The sequence below is a fragment of the Pseudarthrobacter sp. MDT3-1 genome (genome assembly GCF_054510755.1).
This window is the reverse complement of sequence record NZ_JBTNDX010000003.1, coordinates 26,365-42,034: the sequence shown is the minus strand read 5'-3', so window position 1 is coordinate 42,034 and position 15,670 is coordinate 26,365. Positions and strand designations below refer to the sequence as shown.

Below are 15,670 nucleotides of genomic sequence, written 5' to 3'. Positions count from 1 at the left end.
AGTCCTCCAAATAGCTGGTCCGGTGAGCGCGGATTGATTCAATTGTGAGCGCTAACAATTGGCACGTCAAGTGTGGACCGCGACTGGGACGCTCAGGAAGGAATCAGGCGGGAGCGGACGTGCTGCTGCGGACAACCAGCTCCGGCTCCACCATGATGGTGCCTGCGCCCGCGCCGCCCTCAAGGGCGTTCAGCATAACGCCCAGGCAGCTCCTGCCAAGTTCCTCGAAGTCCTGGCGCACGGTGGTCAGCGGCGGCGTGAAGTAGCCCGACTCAGGCTGGTCATCGAAGCCCACCACGGAGACGTCGTCGGGCACGCGGACCCCCGCTTCGCTGAAGGCGCGCAGCAGGCCCAGGGCCATCTGGTCGTTGCCCACAAACAGGGCCGTTGCCGTGCGCTCAGCGGCAAGCTGCCGGCCGATCCGGTACCCGCTGCCGGCGCTCCAGTCCCCTTCGATCAACAGGTCATCAGCCAGGCCGGCCTCGCGGAGCCGCTCACCCCACCCCTCGGCACGTGACCTGCCGTCAACCCAGTCCTGGGGCCCGGAAACATGCCCGATCCGCCGGTGCCCCAGGTCGATCAAGTGCGAGACCGCCAGGCGCGCCCCGAGCTTCTGGTCCACCAACGCTCCGCTGAAGAGGCCCCCACCGGCGGCACCCACAAGGATCACGGGAACGTCCAGGGTGAGGCCCTCCAGCGCCTGAACGGTACCGTCGTGGGGCACAATGACGATGATCCCGTCCGCGCCCTGGTCCGTGAGATGGCGGACGGCGTCCGAGATGGCATCTGCTCCGGCCTCCTTGATGGCCTCGATGCTCACAAAGTAACCGGCCTCCCGGGCAGCCTGCTGGACTCCGAGAAGGGTGTTGGCCGGGCCGTACTGCCCCATTTCGGCCGCGAGCACACCTATGGTTTGCGAACGCCGGGTGACCAGGCTCCTGGCGGCGGTGTTGCGCCGGTAGCCGAGTTCCGCAATCGCCGCTTCCACTTTCTCCCTGGTGGCGCTGCTGACATTGGGGTGGTTGTTGATGACCCGCGAGACCGTCTGGTGGGACACTTTTGCCCGCGCTGCCACGTCCTCCAGGCGTGGCTGGCGTCGGTCAATCGTGTTGCCCATGCGAGGGACCCTTCGGTGGAAGACAAGGTGGTGTCCAACATTCTATGGCCGCGATCCCTGCTGGAAGCAGCGTGCGCCGTGAGCACTGCCCCGGGCACGCCCGCCCACGGGGAGGTGCCGTCCTCAGGCCGCTCAGCGCACCTTCGCAGGAGGTGCGGGCAGGGCAGTGATGCCTGCCGGGTCCGCGAGTAATCGGGTAAACGCCAGTTCGGCAGCCCCGATCATCATAAGATCGGAGCCCAGCGCGGCACGGTAGATCCTGGCCCGGCCCGCCGCCTCGTCCAGGGCCTGGGTCCGGATCAGGCCGTCCAGCGTGTCAGGCGAGAGTGCGTGCAGAATGCCCAGGAACCCATCGAGGACGATCGCGTCCGGGTTGAACGTGTTGACCGCGTTGCGCAGGGTGATGCCCAGATAGCCCAGTTGGCGGGCCACTTCCGCGGCCAGCTCCGCACTGGCTTTCGAGCGGAGGGCCGCTTCGAGCTGGCTGGCGTCGCCGCCGCCGAGCCCTGCCAGGTCGAAGAGCCGGGACTGGGACACCTCGGTTTCGAGGCAGCCGGAGGCGCCGCAGTGGCAGATCTGGCCGGCGGTGCGCACGAAGGTGTGTCCCAGCTCGCCCGCATATCCGGCGGACCCGCGCAGCAACGCTCCATCGGCAATGACGCCGCCGCCGATGCCGCTGGCGCCGCCGTTGAGGTAGACCAGGTTGCCGCGGCCGGCGCCGGCCCCGAAAATGAGCTCGGCTTCCGCACCCAGGGAGGCATCGTTGTCCGCCAGGCACGGGTAGCCGGTGGCCTCGCCCAACATCCGGGCCACGGGTTCGTCGCGCCAACCCAAATGGGGGGCGTGGCGGACCACCCCGTCGGCACGGTTGACCAGGCCGGGCACTGCCAATCCGATGCCAACGATCCGGTAGGACGCATCGAGCTCCGACCGCATCCCTGCAATGACTGCGGCAGCTATGTTGACTGCTTCCTTGGCGGTGGGGATCCGCTCCGTGGCGAAGCGGATCTTCTTCTGGACTTTTCCGCCCAGGCTCACCAGTCCGATGGTGACGGCGTCCACTTCCGGGTTCACGGCCAATGCCGCCGTGGACGGATCAGGCCTTACGTCCGGGCTCGGACGGCCAACCTGGGCTTCGCCGGACGGCGCCGCTTCATAGACGAGTCCGAGGGCCACCAGCTGGCCCACCAGCGTCCCCACCGTGGACCTGTTCAGCCCCGTCCGTCTGGTCAGCTCCGCTCGGCTGAGGACACCATGGTGGTGCACCAGGGTTGCGATCAGGGCAAGGTTGTTCCGCCGCGACGGATCGGGATCGCTGGCCGTTGCGGGGAGGCGGGTTGCTGAGGACATCATCCGTGACAATATCAGGAGCCGAAGACCGCGTAGTCCAGGAACCGGTTGCGGAACTTTCCGGCCGGATCCAGCCGGCCGGCCAGGGCCCTGAAGTCATCGAAGCGTGGGTACAGGGGCCCGACGGCGGCAGTACCGCCGTCGAACAGCTTGCCCCAGTGAGGCCGTGCGGCAAAGGGCGCCAGCTCCGCCTCAAGCAGTGGCAGTACCGCCTCCACCGCTGGCTGGTCCTGCCGCCAGGTGAAGTGCAGGCCGATGCCGTCGCGACCATAATTTGGGCTCAGCCAGAGCCGGTCGGCAGCAATCGTGCGGATCTCGGAGACCAGGAGCAAGGGAGTCAGGACCCCGGAGAGTTTGCGCAGCGTGCGAATGGCATCCACAGCGTGTTCCCGGGGCACCAGGTACTCGGACTGGAGTTCGTCGCCCTTGCTGGGCGTGAACTCCATCCTGAAGTGGGCAAGCCGGTCCGACCACGGCCCCGGCACGCCGAGTTGTTCCGTGCAGTTACTTCCGGAGACGCCCGGCCCTTCAGCCATGCTTGCCCAACGGTACTGCCGCTCCAGTCAGTGAAGAGGCTGACGCTGTACGCGGAGGAGGTGACGTCGTCGAAATTCTCCAGAACCCGCTCCCAATCCAGGTCCTCAAAAACGTGCTGGGCAACATGGAAGGCCGGCTCTATGTCCAGGGTCACGCTGCTGACGATTCCCAGGGCGCCCAGTCCCACCACCATGCCGTCAAAGTCCATGGTCTCGCCGCGGCGGGCGGTGAGGATGCCGCCGTCTGCGGTCACGAGTTCCAAACCGGCGACGGCGGTGGCCAGATTTCCGTTGCCGTCTCCGGAGCCGTGCGTGGCCGTGGCCACCGCACCGGCCACCGAAATATGGGGCAGCGAGGCCAGGTTGTGCAGGGCGAAACCTTGCCGCTGCAGCTCCGCGGCGAGCGTCCCGTACCGCGTGCCTCCGCTCACCGTGACGTTCAGGTTCTCAGCATCGACAGTGATGGCCGGATCCAGCAGGTTCAGGGCCGCCAGCGTGCCTGAAGTGTCGGCGATGTCGTTGAATGAATGGCGGGATCCCAGGGCGCGGATGGTCCGGGCTCCGGCCACCAGTTCCTGCAGCTCCGCCACGGTGCGCGGGTGCGCGATCCGTTCCGCCCGGTAGCCGAAGTTTCCGGCCCAGTTCCGTTGCTGCACACGTTGTTCAGTCACGCTCTGCGTCCTCCACGGAGTCTCGTTTTCAGGTTTGGTGTTCTTCACAACATAACCGCTTCGGGTGCGGAAAACCAGAGATTTCGAGGGAGTTGGCATTCAGAACCCAGCCTAGCTCGGAGTGCCTAGTAGTTGACATCACGGAAATTCCTAATATGTGTGTGCGCAGAACAAAATGCTGCGACTCATCAAAGGGACGCGGTACGCACTCCTCTTCATACCTACTAACGGAGCATTCAATGACGATTCAGCCCACCCGCGAAGACAAGTTTTCCTTCGGCCTTTGGACGGTCGGCTGGGAGGCCCAGGACCAGTTCGGTTCTGCCACCCGTCCGCCCCTGGACACCGTCGAAACCGTCAACAAGCTGAGTGATCTGGGTGCCTACGGCATCACCTTCCACGACAACGATCTCTTTCCCTTTGGCTGCTCGGCAGCTGATCGCCAGCGTGAGATCGACCGGCTGACCGGTGCGCTCAAGTCCACGGGGATGATCGTTCCCATGGTCACCACGAATCTGTTCAGCCACCCGGTTTTCAAGGACGGCGGCTTCACCAGCAATGACCGGGGCGTGCGCCGCTTCGCCTTGCGCAAAGTGCTGGACAACATCGACCTCGCAGCTGAACTCGGCGCCGAAACGTTCGTGATGTGGGGCGGCCGTGAGGGCAGCGAGTACGACGCCGCCAAGGACATCCGCGGCGCCCTGGAGCGTTACCGCGAGGCCGTGAATCTGCTCGGCGACTACGTCACGGACAAGGGCTACAACATCCGCTTCGCCATCAAACCGAAGCCGAACGAACCCCGCGGCGACATCCTGCTCCCCACCCTGGGACACGCCCTTGCGTTCATCGAGACCCTGGAACGTCCGGAACTTGTGGGCGTTAACCCCGAGACCGGCCACGAGCAGATGGCCGGTCTCAACTTCACCCACGGGATTGCCCAGGCCCTTTACCAGGGCAAGCTGTTCCACATCGACCTCAACGGCCAGCGCAGCATCAAGTTCGACCAGGACCTGGTGTTCGGCCACGGCGACCTGCAGAACGCGTTCTCCCTGGTGGACCTGCTCGAAAACGGCGGCCCCGACGGCGGACCGGCCTACAGCGGCCCCCGCCACTCCGACTACAAGCCCGGCCGCACCGAGGACATCGACGGCGTGTGGGACTCCGCCGCCGCGAACATGCAGACCTACCTGCTGCTGAAGGAACGCGCGAAGGCCTTCCGTGCCGACCCCGAAGTGCAGGAAGCGCTGTTGGCTTCCCGCGTTGCCCAAATCAATGAGCCCACCCTCAACCCCGGTGAAGGCTACGAGCAGCTGCGATCGGACGGCGCTTCCTACGAGGATTTCGACGCCGATGCCTACTTTGGCGGCAAGGGCTTCGGATTCGTGCGGCTGCAGCAGCTCTTCATCGAGCACCTTCTCGGAGCGCGCTGATACTGTGGCGGCTGCTTCGTTGAACCTCGTTGCCGGGGTTGACTCCTCCACCCAAAGTTGCAAGGTTGCGGTCCTGGACGCTCAAAGCGGTGTCCTGGTCCGCGAGGGCCGGGCGAGCCACCCGGACGGGACGGAAGTCCATCCTGACCATTGGTGGCGGGCCCTGGCCGAAGCCATCGAGGACGCCGGCGGGCTGGCGGACGTGGACGCGTTGTCCGTCGCGGGCCAGCAGCACGGCATGGTGCTGCTGGACCGCGACGGCAACGTGGTGCGGCCCGCGCTCCTGTGGAATGACACGCGCTCCGCGGCAGCTGCAGCGGCACTGATCGATGAGGTAGGGGCCGGGGAGTTCGCGCGGCGTACCGGGCTGGTACCGGTGGCATCCTTCACGGTCACCAAGGTCCGCTGGGTCAGGGACAACGAGCCCGAATCCGCTGCCAGGGTGGCAGCCGTCGCCCTCCCCCATGACTGGCTGAGCTGGCGCCTGCGGGGATACGGTCCGGCCGGGGCCAGCCCGCTGGGCCCGGACCTGGAGGCGCTCACCACGGACCGCTCGGATGCCAGCGGGACCGGCTACTGGAGCCCCGCTTCCGGCAGCTATGACGTGGAGCTATTCCGGCTGGCCTTCGGCAGGGACGCACGCGAAGCCCGTCAAGAGCCGGAAGCGGCTGGACCTGCACCTGTTTCGGCTGCCCCCGCGGCCGGGGGCGCTGTCATCCTGCCGCGCGTGCTGGCTGCCGGCGAAGCCGCCGGCCGTGTTCATCCACTCTGTTTTGCGGGGAGCAACGCCGGCGCTCGCCCTCGTACGGATGCTGGCCCAAGTGGTGGCGGCGGGCGGGCTGAAATCCTGCTCGGCGCCGGCGCCGGGGATAACGCAGCCGCGGCCCTGGGTCTGGGCGCCAAGCCCGGGGATGTGGTGGTCTCCGTCGGCACCAGCGGAACAGTCTTCGCCGTCGCATCCGAGGTTGGTTACGATCCCAGCGGAACAGTTGCCGGCTTTGCAGACGCGGGCGGCGACTATCTGCCCATCGCCGTACGCTGAACGCCGCCAGGGTGCTGAGCTCCATGGCCACGCTGCTGGACGTCGGTTTTGATGAACTCTCCAGGCTGGCATTGGACGCTGCGCCCGGGGCAGATGGTGTGGTGCTCGTGCCGTATTTTGAGGGCGAACGCACCCCCAACCTGCCACACGCCAAGGCCAGCCTGCATGGTCTCAGCATCGCGTCCGCCACCCGAAGCAACATTGCCCGGGCGGCCATCGAAGGGATGCTGTGCGGATTGTCCGGCGGCCTGGCAGCCTTGCTGGCTTTGGGCTACCCGGCGCGGCGGCTGCTGCTGATCGGCGGAGCCGTGCAGAACCCGGCGGTACAGAAGATCGCGTCACAGGTGTTTGACCTGCCGGTGGTGGTGCCAAGCCCCGACGAATACGTGGCCCGCGGCGCCGCAGCACAGGCCGCCTGGGCACTCACGGGAGCCCGTCCCGACTGGCCGGTGGCACTTGTCGCGGCGCCGGCGTCGGACTTCCAGCCCGTCATCGGCCAGCAGTACGCGCGGGCCTGTGGGCATATTGATGAGGACAGCCGCGCCGCAGTGCCTTCGATTTCCAGCTAGCCGACTTCCAGTCAGCACCGAGGTAGGTCGCTAAGGCTCTCCTGAAAGGATGAATCCCCAAAGAGCCCTGAAAGTGCCCTATCCAATGCCCAGTAACCCGCGTGGGATCGCTGAGGAGTTCGGTGCTGCCTGGAACGCGGCGGATCCGGAGGCCTTGGCGGCCCTCTTTGTAGACGACGCCGACTTCGTTAACGTTGTCGGTCTTTGGTGGACGAACCGGCGTCAGATCCGTGAGAACCATGCCATTGGGTTCCGGCGCATGTTCCCGGACACCGTGATGGTGCTGGAGCGCGTCAGGGTCCGCTTCCTCGGGACTGATGTGGCCGTGGTTCACGCCCGGTGGACCATGACCGGGCAGATTGACCCCGACGGGGACCGAACAGGAACAAGGCGCGGAGTCATCAGCTTCACGGCGCCCGCCAATCGAAAGGTCGGTGGCTGGCCATGAGCGCGCAAAACACCGATATCGTCCCTGGGATGCAACCCCACGTTTCCACGGACGAAGGACTGACGCCGGAAACGTGCTCGGGGACACTCTCCAAGCCCGCACGGTAAACGCCGACCGGCAAAGCCTTTGCTCGGACACACGCATTGACGCAGTACGAGTTATATGGAATATTGCTTCGTATACGATTTCATACTCGATGAGGAGTAATTCTTGGAACAGGTCACCGACCATACCCTGGCCGCGGCCCGCAAGGTCATCGCGGTGCACATCAATTACCCCAGCCGGGCAGCCCAGCGTGGCCGCACGCCGGAGCAGCCCTCCTACTTCCTGAAGCCGCCGTCCTCCCTAACGTTCGGTTCGGCAGAAGCCCCTTCCGCTGTAGAGCGTCCGTCCGGCTGCGAACTCCTCGGCTTCGAGGGCGAGGTCGCCCTGATCATCGGCAAGCCCGCCCGCCGGGTCGGCGTGGAGGACGCCTGGAGCCATGTCGAGTGGGTGACCGCCAGCAACGACCTCGGCGTCTACGATCTCCGCTACGCGGACAAGGGCTCCAACCTCCGGTCCAAGGGCGGCGACGGCTTCACGCCGATCGGCCCCGAGTTGATCCCCGCGGACGCCGTGGACCCCGCCGGTCTCCGCATCCGTACCTGGCACAACGGCGACCTCGTCCAGGACGACACGACCGCGGACCTGCTTTTTCCATTCGCCCGCCTCGTCGCCGACCTGTCCCAGCTGTCGACGCTAGAGGAGGGCGACATCATCCTGACCGGCACCCCCGCCGGCGCCTCGGTGGCCAAGCCGGGCGACGTCGTCGAGGTTGAAGTCAGCACCGTTGAAGCCAGCGCATCCACCAGTCTCTCCACGGGGCGTCTGGTCACCCGGGTGGAGGAAGGCACGACGGCGTTCGCTGACTTTGGTGCGCAGCCCAAGGCAGATGACGGGCAGCGGGAGGAGGCGTACGGTTCGCGGGCAGCGGCGGGCCTTGCACCCGTGGAGGCTGCCGCCGTCGGGCATGTTCTGACCCCTGAGCTGAAAGCGAAGCTGGAAAGCGTCTGCACCGCCACCCTGTCCTCGCAGCTGCGCAAGCGCGGCCTGAACAATGTCAGCATCGACGGACTCACCTCCACCCGCCCGGAGAAGCGGATCGTGGGCCTGGCCCGGACCCTGCGGTATGTGCCCAATCGCGAGGACCTGTTCAAGTCACATGGCGGCGGTTTCAACGCCCAGAAGCAGGCCATCGACTCCGTCAACGAGGGTGAAATTCTGGTGATGGAAGCCCGAGGGGAAAAGGGCACCGGCACGATCGGTGACATCCTGGCACTGCGGGCCCAGGTCCGGGGTGCTGCGGCGATCATCACCGACGGCGGGGTCCGGGACTTCGCCGCGGTGGCCGCGATGGACATGCCCACCTACTACGCCAACCCGCACCCCGCCGTCCTGGGGCGCCGGCACATCCCGTGGGACACGGACATCACCATCGCCTGCGGCGGCACCACCGTGCAGCCCGGGGACATCATCGTGGCCGACGCCGACGGCATCCTGGTGATCCCGCCGGCCCTCGCCGATGAGCTCGCGGACGAGTCCATCATCCAAGAGCGCGAGGAAACCTTCATCGCGGAAATGGTGGCACAGGGCCACAGCGTGGACGGCCTCTACCCGCTGAACGCCACCTGGCGGATGAAGTACGAGGCATGGGAAGCAGGCAAAGCCCAATGACTGAGACGTTGATGGCGACAGGCAGCAAATCAGAGCAGGCCTACGCGGCCGTCAAGGCACGGATCGTGGACGGTACCTACTCCCCCGGCTACCGGCTGGTCCTGGCCGCCATCGCCAAGGATCTGGGAGTCAGCGTGGTCCCGGTCCGTGAAGCGATCCGCCGCCTCGAGGCCGAAGGTCTGGTGACATTTGAGCGGAACGTCGGCGCTACGGTATCCGGGATCGACCCCACCGAGTACCTCTACACGATGCAGACCCTGAGCATCGTCGAGGGCGCAGCCACCGCGTTGTCGGCGCCGCTGATTGGCCCGGCGGATATTGCACGTGCCCGGGCGGTGAACGAGGACATGCGCGAATGCCTCCAGCATTTCGACCCCGTCCGCTTCACGGCGCTGAACCAGGACTTCCACAGCATCCTCTTTGAGCAGTGCCCCAACCCGCACATCCTGGACCTGGTCCACCGGGGCTGGAACCGGCTCGCCTCGCTCCGGTCTTCGACGTTCCGGTTCGTTCCGGGCCGTGCCCACGAATCGGTGGACGAGCACGAGGCGCTGCTCCGGCTCATCGAGGGCGGAGCCGGCGCGGAAGAGATTGAGAAGTCCGCCCGCCGGCACCGCTCCGCCACCTTGGACGCGTACCTCGCCCAAAGCAACGCGGGGTCACTAAACGCCCGATAAACGGCCCCGCATGGGCAAGAAGTGACCCCGCGTTGCATTAGAAGCAAAGGAAAACAACAATGACGTTCACCGCCGAACAGTCCACGAAACACTACGTGCCGCAGGACCTCCCCACACACATCCAGCACTACATCAATGGCCAGTTCGTTGACTCCGTGGGCGGGAAGACTTTCGACGTCCTGGCTCCGGTCTCCAACCAGACCTACGCCACCGCTGCGGCCGGCCAGAAGGAGGACATCGACCTCGCCGTCGCCGCCGCCCGCGAAGCCTTCACCAACGGCCCGTGGCCGAAGATGAAGCCGCGGGAACGCGCCCGCGTGCTGAACAGGATTGCTGACGCTGTCGAGGCCCAGGAGGAGCGCCTCGCCGAACTCGAAACGTTCGACACCGGCCTGCCGATCACCCAGGCCAAGGGCCAGGCGCTGCGCGCGGCCGAGAACTTCCGGTTCTTCGCGGACCTGATCGTGGCCCAGTTTGACGACGCCATGAAGGTCCCCGGTGCCCAGATCAACTACGTGAACCGCAAGCCGATCGGCGTCGCCGGCCTCATCACCCCGTGGAACACGCCGTTCATGCTGGAGTCCTGGAAACTCGCCCCCGCGCTGGCCACCGGGAACACAGTGGTCCTCAAACCCGCCGAGTTCACGCCCCTGTCCGCGTCGCTCTGGGCGCAGATCTTCAAGGACGCCGGGCTCCCGGACGGTGTGTTCAACCTGGTCAACGGCCTCGGCGAGGAAGCCGGCGACGCCCTCGTCAAGCACCCGGACGTCCCGCTGATCTCGTTCACCGGCGAGACCACCACGGGCCAGACGATCTTCCGGAACGCCGCCGCCAACCTCAAGGGCCTCTCGATGGAACTCGGCGGCAAATCCCCCTGTGTGGTGTTTGCCGACGCCGACCTGGATGCCGCGATCGATTCCGCCCTGTTCGGGGTCTTCTCCCTCAACGGCGAACGCTGCACCGCCGGTTCCCGCATCCTCGTGGAACGCGCCATCTACGACGAGTTCTGCGAAAAGTACGCCGCCCGCGCCAAAAACATTGTGGTCGGGGACCCGCACGATCCCAAGACCGAAGTGGGTGCCCTGGTCCACCCGGAGCACTATGCGAAGGTGGCCTCCTACGTGGAGATCGGCAAGACCGAAGGCCGGCTCCTCGCCGGAGGCGGCCGCCCCGACCACCTCCCCGAAGGCAACTACATCGCACCCACCGTGTTCGCCGACGTCGCCCCCGACGCGCGGATCTTCCAGGAGGAAATCTTCGGTCCCGTCGTCGCGATCACCCCGTTCGAGAACGACGACGAAGCACTCGCCCTGGCGAACAACACCCGCTACGGTCTCGCGGCCTACATCTGGACCCAGAACCTGACCCGCGCCCACAACTTCTCGCAGAACGTCGAGGCCGGCATGGTCTGGCTGAACAGCCACAACGTCCGCGACCTCCGCACCCCGTTCGGCGGCGTTAAAGCCTCGGGCCTGGGCCACGAGGGCGGCTACCGCTCCATCGATTTCTACACCGATCAGCAGGCCGTGCACATCAGCCTCGGCACCGTTCACACACCCAAATTCGGCGCCTGAGCCGCCAAGCCCTTTCAAAGAAGAGAGAATCCCATGACCGACTTTGTCCGCACCCCCACCGTCCCGGCTCCGGACATCGTCCGCTGCGCCTACATGGAGATCGTGGTCACCGACCTTGCCAGGTCCCGCGCGTTCTACGTGGACGTCCTGGGCCTGCACGTGACCGAGGAAGATGAGAACAACATCTACCTGCGCTCCCTGGAGGAGTTCATCCACCACAACCTCGTGCTCCGCAAGGGACCCATCGCCGCCGTCGCCGCTTTTGCCTACCGGGTGAAGTCCCCCGACGAAGTGGACGCCGCAGAGGCCTATTACCAGGAACTGGGCTGCCGCACCGAACGCCGCAAGGAGGGCTTCACGAAAGGTGTGGGTGACTCTGTCCGCGTGGAGGACCCGCTGGGATTCCCCTACGAGTTCTTCTACGACGTGGAACACGTCGAACGCCTCACCCAGCGCTACGACCTCTACTCCGCCGGCGAACTGGTCCGCCTGGACCACTTCAACCAGGTCACCCCCGACGTGCCCCGCGGCCGCAAGTACCTTGAGGACCTCGGCTTCCGCGTCTCCGAGGACATCCAGGACTCCGACGGCGTCACGTACGCGGTCTGGATGCACCGCAAGCAGACCGTGCACGACACCGCCCTGACCGGCGGCAACGGCCCGCGCATGCACCACATCGCGTTCGCCACCCACGAAAAGCACAACATCATCCAGATCTGCGACAAGATGGGCGCCCTGCGCATCAGCGACCGGATCGAACGCGGCCCCGGCCGGCACGGCGTGTCCAACGCCTTCTACCTCTACATCCTGGATCCCGACGGACACCGCATCGAGATCTACACCCAGGACTACTACACCGGCGACCCCGACAACCCCGTCGTCACCTGGGACGTCCACGACAACCAGCGCCGCGACTGGTGGGGCAACCCCGTGGTCCCGTCCTGGTACACCGAGGCCTCCCTGGTCCTGGACCTCGACGGTAAGCCGCAGCCCGTCGTCGTGCGTGAGGAAAAGAGCGAAATGGCGGTCACCGTGGGTGCCGACGGCTTCTCCTACACCCGCAAAGACGGGGCCCCCGAAGGGGACCGGACAGGCTTCAAGCTGGGGGCGCAGCTGTAGCCATGCTGGACGCGAAGACGATTGAGGCCATCGCCGACGAACTCCTGGCGGCCGCCCGGACCCGCACCCCGGTCCCCCGCCTCACCGCCCGCTACCCGGAGATGACGGTGGAGGACTCCTATGCCGTGCAGCAGCTGTGGCGGCGGCGCAACGAGGACGCCGGCCGCAAGCTGGTGGGCCGCAAGATCGGCCTCACCTCCAAGGCCATGCAGTCCGCCACCGGCATCACCGAGCCGGACTACGGCGCCATCTTCGATGACATGGTGCTCGGAACCGGCTGCTCGGTGGAGTGGGACCAGTACACCCATCCCCGGGTGGAAGTTGAACTGGCATTTGTGCTGAAGAAGGACCTGTCCGGACCCGGCTGCACCATCTTCGACGTCCTGGACGCCACGGACTACGTGGTTCCGGCACTGGAAATCCTGGACTCCCGGATCGAAATGGAGGGCCGGACCATCGTGGACACCATCGCAGACAACGCCGCGATGGGCGCCATGGTGATCGGCGGCAACCCCGTAAAACCCGACGCCGTGGACCTCCGCTGGGTCTCGGCCATCCTCTACAAAAACCAGACCGTGGAGGAAACCGGTGTTGCCGCCGGCGTCCTGGACCACCCCGCCAACGGCGTGCACTGGCTCGCCAACAAGATCGCCGCCCACGGCGACGGAATGAAAGCCGGGGACATCATCCTCGCCGGCTCCTTCACCCGCCCGCTGTGGGTGTACAAAGGCGACACCGTCCACGCCGACTACGGACCCTTGGGAGCCATCACATGCCGCTTCGAGTAGAACCCGGAAATCCTGTCTACGCGAACACCTTCCGCGACGCCCTCGCCGCGGCGGACCGCCCCCTGGCAGGAATGTGGGTCTGCTCCGGCAGCCCGCTGATCGCAGAACTCTGCGCCGGATCCGGCCTGGACTGGCTCCTCATCGACGCCGAACACAGCCCCAACGGCCTCGAATCCATCCTCGCCCAGCTCCAGGCCGTCAACGGCTACCCGGTCCAGGTCCTGGTCCGGCCCCCGGTCAACGACACCGTGCTGATCAAGCAGTACCTGGATCTGGGTGTGCAGAACCTGCTGATTCCCATGGTGAACTCGGTGCAGGAGGCGGAAGCAGCGGTGGCCGCCACCCGCTACCCGCCGCACGGCGTCCGCGGCGTGGGATCCGCCCTCGCCCGGGCCTCGCGCTGGAACCGTGTCCCGGACTACCTCACCCGGGCGTCAGAGACCGTCAGCGTCACCGTCCAGATCGAATCGACAGCGGCCGTCGAAGCCGTCGAGCATATCCTGGCCGTGGACGGCGTGGACGGCATCTTCCTGGGACCGTCCGACCTCGCGGCTTCGATGGGCGTGCTGGGACACCAGGAACACCCCAAGGTGCGCGCCGCCGTCGAACACTGCCTTGCCGCCGCAAAAGCGGCCGGGAAACCTGCCGGGGTGAACGCGTTCAACCCCGATACTGCCCGCAGCTACCTGGCGGCCGGCACCGCCTTTGTCCTGGTGGGCGCCGACGTCGCTATCCTCGCCCGCGGCTCCGAGGCGCTGGCCGCCGCTTTCACTGAGGCCTCCGACGGCGAAACCCCCGCCAGCTACTGACGCGGGAACTCCACGGATTGGCTCAGGTGGGACCGCTGCCCGGCGGGCCGCTGAGGACGGTGGGGATGTACTCGAGCAGCTGGAGCCGACCGTCGAAGGTCCTACTATTTACCATCCCGAGCGAGATGTCCGGATAGCCGTCGTAGATCCGTTCCTTGCCGGTGCTGCCTGTAATCACTGGGAAGACGACCAATCGGAACCTGTCCACGAGGCCAGCGGTCAGCAGCGACCGGCAGAGACTGAGGCTGCCCAGGGTGCTCGCCGGCGTGGCCATGATCCAGAGCACCGCCGTTCCGGCCTTGCTCGGGATTATGGGGATCGTCGTCGGCGCAGTGCTGGCACTGTGCTCGCTGGAATTCGTGGGATCGTTCGAACCGCATGGCTGGAAGCTGGCCGCGACGCTGACGCCAGTGACCTACGTGGTGTGGTCACTCTGGCTGGTGGCGGTCGGCGTAGTCCTGCTGCTCTGAACTGCAGGCACGGAGTGTCGGGCTCCCCTCCGGCCATCCCTCGTGGTGCAGCTGTTCCCTCCAGCAGGTCTGGCTGGGGCCTCCAATCGTTGCTAGCGTGGCGGCATGAGCCCGTCGAAGACCCCGGCCGAGATCCTCGACATTGGCGGCGCCGAGGTGCGCATCTCGAGTCCGGACAAGGTGGTTTTCCCCGAGCCCGGGCTGACTAAGCTCGACCTGGTGCGCTATTACCTCGCCGTCGCGGATGGTGCGCTGCGCGGTGCGGGTGGCCGGCCCATGGTGCTCAAGCGCTTCCCGAAGGGCATCTACGCTGAGCCGTTTTTCCAAAAGCGCGTGCCCGAAAACCACCCCGACTTCATCGACACAACGACGCTGCACTACGCGTCGGGGACGTCGGCTGAGGAGGCCGTCATCCGGGATGCTGCGGGCCTGGCGTGGGTGGTGAATCTTGGCTGCCTGGACCTTAACCCGCATCCCGTGCGCGCTGAGGACCTTGAGCACCCGGACGAGCTCCGGGTGGACCTCGATCCGATGCCGGGGGTCGGCTGGTCCCAGATCGTTGATGTCGCATATGTCGCGCGGGAGGTGCTCGACGACGTGGGGCTGGTGGGGTGGCCGAAGACGAGCGGATCGCGCGGACTGCATATCCTGGTGCGGATCGCGCCGCAGTGGCAGTACCGCGAGGTGCGGCTCGCCGCCGAGACCCTCGCCCGCGAGGTCGAAAACCGCGCTCCCGGCCTCGCTACCGCGCGGTGGTGGAAGGAAGAGCGCGGCGAAAGTGTGTTCGTCGACTTCAACCAGAACGCAAAGGACCGCACCGTGGCATCGGCGTACTCGATCCGACCGTTGCCCGATGCCCGGGTTTCGACGCCGCTCACCTGGGATGAGGTCCGCTCCATCCGGCCCGAACAGTTCACGGTCCGCACGGTGCCCGGGCGCTTCGCCGACGTGGGTGACCCCCACGCAGGCATCGATGACGCGGTGGGCACACTCGATGGACTTCTGGCACTGGCGGCCGAGCTCGGCCCCGCCGAGAAGCCGTCGCGCAGCGGAGACGGCTCCGGCCGCCGGCAGTCGCTGATGCCGCTCATCGAGGTTGCCCGCACCAGGACCAAGCCCGAGGCCCTCGCGGCACTCGATGAGTGGAAGTCCCGGCATGCGGACCTCGTCCCGGCCCTGCACCCCGCCGATGTGCTCGTCGACGGAATGCGCGGATCAAGCTCGCTCTGGTACCGGGTGCGGGTGAACCTGCAGCACGTCCCCGAACCGGAGCGTCCGCCACAGGAGGAGCTCATCGCCGACTACGACCCGTGGGCCGGCAAGCAGTGGCCCGGGCGCCCGGGATCCTGACACCGCA

General features: G+C 66.4%; 12 protein-coding genes and 3 pseudogenes. 11 read left to right on the top strand and 4 right to left on the bottom strand.

Annotated elements, in window-relative coordinates:
- Window positions 1-103 precede the first annotated feature (103 nt).
- The 3 genes and pseudogenes from ACX80X_RS02845 to ACX80X_RS02835 all read right to left on the bottom strand — a co-directional run bounded on the left by ACX80X_RS02845 (window position 104) and on the right by ACX80X_RS02835 (window position 3,659).
- Window positions 104-1,117, bottom strand: a complete 1,014-nt coding sequence (locus ACX80X_RS02845) for a LacI family DNA-binding transcriptional regulator (protein ID WP_252613731.1) — start codon at window positions 1,115-1,117, stop codon at window positions 104-106.
- Window positions 1,118-1,249: 132 nt separating this feature from the next.
- Window positions 1,250-2,470, bottom strand: coding sequence for an ROK family transcriptional regulator (locus ACX80X_RS02840; protein WP_459308785.1), 1,221 nt, complete (start codon window positions 2,468-2,470; stop codon window positions 1,250-1,252).
- Between the two features lie 11 nt (window positions 2,471-2,481).
- Window positions 2,482-3,659, bottom strand: a pseudogene (locus ACX80X_RS02835) (FAD-binding protein).
- Window positions 3,660-3,913: 254 nt separating this feature from the next.
- Between ACX80X_RS02835 and xylA the strand changes: the two are divergent.
- From xylA to ACX80X_RS02790, 9 genes and pseudogenes are all read left to right on the top strand, one after another.
- Window positions 3,914-5,104 carry a xylose isomerase gene (gene xylA, locus ACX80X_RS02830; RefSeq protein ID WP_459311155.1) on the top strand — a complete coding sequence of 397 codons (1,191 nt, stop codon included), beginning with the start codon at window positions 3,914-3,916 and terminating at the stop codon, window positions 5,102-5,104.
- A gap of 19 nt (window positions 5,105-5,123) precedes the next feature.
- Window positions 5,124-6,715 (top strand): annotated as a pseudogene (locus tag ACX80X_RS02825) (FGGY family carbohydrate kinase).
- A gap of 85 nt (window positions 6,716-6,800) precedes the next feature.
- Window positions 6,801-7,163 (top strand): SgcJ/EcaC family oxidoreductase, encoded by a 363-nt coding sequence (locus tag ACX80X_RS02820; RefSeq protein ID WP_252598717.1) that lies wholly within the window; start codon window positions 6,801-6,803, stop codon window positions 7,161-7,163.
- Between the two features lie 210 nt (window positions 7,164-7,373).
- Window positions 7,374-8,876 carry a fumarylacetoacetate hydrolase family protein gene (locus tag ACX80X_RS02815; protein WP_252607907.1) on the top strand — a complete coding sequence of 501 codons (1,503 nt, stop codon included), beginning with the start codon at window positions 7,374-7,376 and terminating at the stop codon, window positions 8,874-8,876.
- A complete protein-coding gene (locus tag ACX80X_RS02810; protein WP_252598715.1) occupies window positions 8,873-9,553 on the top strand; it encodes a GntR family transcriptional regulator in 681 nt (226 codons plus the stop codon). The genes ACX80X_RS02815 and ACX80X_RS02810 overlap by 4 nt, the downstream gene beginning before the upstream one ends.
- Window positions 9,554-9,612: 59 nt before the next feature.
- Window positions 9,613-11,127: a 5-carboxymethyl-2-hydroxymuconate semialdehyde dehydrogenase gene (hpaE, locus tag ACX80X_RS02805; protein WP_459311153.1), complete on the top strand. Its 1,515-nt coding sequence runs from the start codon at window positions 9,613-9,615 to the stop codon at window positions 11,125-11,127.
- 33 nt (window positions 11,128-11,160) lie between these two features.
- On the top strand, window positions 11,161-12,246 hold the full coding sequence (hpaD, locus tag ACX80X_RS02800) for a 3,4-dihydroxyphenylacetate 2,3-dioxygenase (protein WP_252598713.1): 1,086 nt from the start codon (window positions 11,161-11,163) through the stop codon (window positions 12,244-12,246).
- Between the two features lie 2 nt (window positions 12,247-12,248).
- Entirely contained in the window at window positions 12,249-13,034 is a 786-nt protein-coding gene (gene hpaH, locus ACX80X_RS02795) for a 2-oxo-hept-4-ene-1,7-dioate hydratase (protein ID WP_252598712.1), read from the top strand.
- Window positions 13,019-13,843, top strand: coding sequence for an aldolase/citrate lyase family protein (locus ACX80X_RS02790; protein WP_459308793.1), 825 nt, complete (start codon window positions 13,019-13,021; stop codon window positions 13,841-13,843). Before hpaH ends, ACX80X_RS02790 begins: the two co-directional genes overlap by 16 nt.
- A gap of 22 nt (window positions 13,844-13,865) precedes the next feature.
- On the opposite strand, the pseudogene ACX80X_RS02785 reads toward ACX80X_RS02790, so the two are convergent.
- Window positions 13,866-14,102: pseudogene (locus ACX80X_RS02785) on the bottom strand (dihydrofolate reductase family protein); the annotation flags it as partial.
- A 13-nt stretch (window positions 14,103-14,115) separates the two neighbouring features.
- Between ACX80X_RS02785 and ACX80X_RS02780 the strand changes: the two are divergent.
- Window positions 14,116-14,313: a hypothetical protein gene (locus ACX80X_RS02780; protein WP_252607904.1), complete on the top strand. Its 198-nt coding sequence runs from the start codon at window positions 14,116-14,118 to the stop codon at window positions 14,311-14,313.
- A 105-nt stretch (window positions 14,314-14,418) separates the two neighbouring features.
- A complete protein-coding gene (ligD, locus tag ACX80X_RS02775; RefSeq protein ID WP_459308795.1) occupies window positions 14,419-15,663 on the top strand; it encodes a non-homologous end-joining DNA ligase in 1,245 nt (414 codons plus the stop codon).
- Window positions 15,664-15,670: the final 7 nt, after the last annotated feature.

Coding starts and splice junctions, on each gene's coding strand:
- ACX80X_RS02845 (WP_252613731.1), bottom strand. CDS start 1,117: ATGGGCAACACGATTGACCGACGCCAGCCACGCCTGGAGGACGTGGCA.
- ACX80X_RS02840 (WP_459308785.1), bottom strand. CDS start 2,470: ATGATGTCCTCAGCAACCCGCCTCCCCGCAACGGCCAGCGATCCCGAT.
- xylA (WP_459311155.1), top strand. CDS start 3,914: ATGACGATTCAGCCCACCCGCGAAGACAAGTTTTCCTTCGGCCTTTGG.
- ACX80X_RS02820 (WP_252598717.1), top strand. CDS start 6,801: ATGCCCAGTAACCCGCGTGGGATCGCTGAGGAGTTCGGTGCTGCCTGG.
- ACX80X_RS02810 (WP_252598715.1), top strand. CDS start 8,873: ATGACTGAGACGTTGATGGCGACAGGCAGCAAATCAGAGCAGGCCTAC.
- hpaE (WP_459311153.1), top strand. CDS start 9,613: ATGACGTTCACCGCCGAACAGTCCACGAAACACTACGTGCCGCAGGAC.
- hpaD (WP_252598713.1), top strand. CDS start 11,161: ATGACCGACTTTGTCCGCACCCCCACCGTCCCGGCTCCGGACATCGTC.
- hpaH (WP_252598712.1), top strand. CDS start 12,249: ATGCTGGACGCGAAGACGATTGAGGCCATCGCCGACGAACTCCTGGCG.
- ACX80X_RS02790 (WP_459308793.1), top strand. CDS start 13,019: ATGCCGCTTCGAGTAGAACCCGGAAATCCTGTCTACGCGAACACCTTC.
- ACX80X_RS02780 (WP_252607904.1), top strand. CDS start 14,116: ATGATCCAGAGCACCGCCGTTCCGGCCTTGCTCGGGATTATGGGGATC.
- ligD (WP_459308795.1), top strand. CDS start 14,419: ATGAGCCCGTCGAAGACCCCGGCCGAGATCCTCGACATTGGCGGCGCC.